The organism is Algoriphagus lacus, from assembly GCF_003583985.1.
GTDB classification, from domain to species: Bacteria; Bacteroidota; Bacteroidia; order Cytophagales; family Cyclobacteriaceae; genus Algoriphagus; species Algoriphagus lacus.
In genome coordinates, this window is sequence record NZ_QXML01000035.1 from 1 (window position 1) to 1,037 (window position 1,037).

A 1,037-nucleotide genomic window follows, 5' to 3' on the forward strand; every position below is an offset into this window, starting at 1 on the left:
ATAGTTATTACTTTACCTTATATTCTTTTGAAAGTTAGCATCTTCTATAACCGTACTCCAACCTTCAAAAAGGCTAGGTTGAATAACAGCTTGTGAATGTTTTAATAGGCAGAGTTGATCGGACCTAGGAATCATTCCTAAAAGCGAAACATATTCACTGATTCCAAAATCAATAATTTTATTTTCCAATTCCTTAATAAACAAAGGATTTCTATAATCATCCATTTTTCCAGTGAATACAATATGAGTTTTAATATTTTTTTCCTTTAAAATAGATAAAGCCTTAAAAACCACAATATGATTTTTATGTTCATAAAATTGATTTGAAACAATAAAATACTTTTTTGGTAATTTATACTTAACTAATAAGTCATCAATATTCTCAAAATTAACACCATCAACAAAAGAAATAAAAGGAAAAACATGAATTCTACAAGAACTTGGAATCTTATAAAACTTTTTAAAATGACTTGCAACATCATTACTAGAGACAACTAAAACATTTGAATTTTTCAACATAAGTTTTAGACGAATTTCACGAAAAACTAAATTAATAAAACCAAAATATTTAGGATAAAATTTATGTTGCAAATCAGGAAACCATGCTACAATCTTTATTTGTTTATTTTTTACAGAAACAGGTTGATCATATAAAGGATAAATACCATCCAACTGAAAATTGTCTAAAATATCCTGAATAAATAGATTTTTCTGAAATAACCAAGATAAAAAATACCCTTTATAAATTGAAATAAAATTCCAAGAAACTAGCTCTAAGTATGTATAATTAATTTCTTTAGCAAATCCAGATAAATCTTCATTGTGAAAGATTACTATTGTTGGTTTTATTTCATCTTCTAAAAGATTCAACCCTTTAATAATATTCTGAATATAATAAACTCCACCTAACCAACTATGGCTAAAATTAAAAATAATACCTATTCTTTTTCTAATCCCATTAACCATTTATAGTAATTTTTTAATCCATTTTCCAAACTATAGTTTTTATTGAAGATTGTGTAAGAATTTTTTTTAAT

The 1,037-nt window shown here is 24.6% G+C and carries 1 protein-coding gene; it reads right to left on the reverse strand.

The annotated features are described in order from the left end of the window. Positions 1-12: 12 nt before the first annotated feature. Positions 13-966 (reverse strand): glycosyltransferase, encoded by a 954-nt coding sequence (locus D0X99_RS20280; RefSeq protein WP_119479693.1) that lies wholly within the window; start codon positions 964-966, stop codon positions 13-15. Positions 967-1,037: the final 71 nt, after the last annotated feature.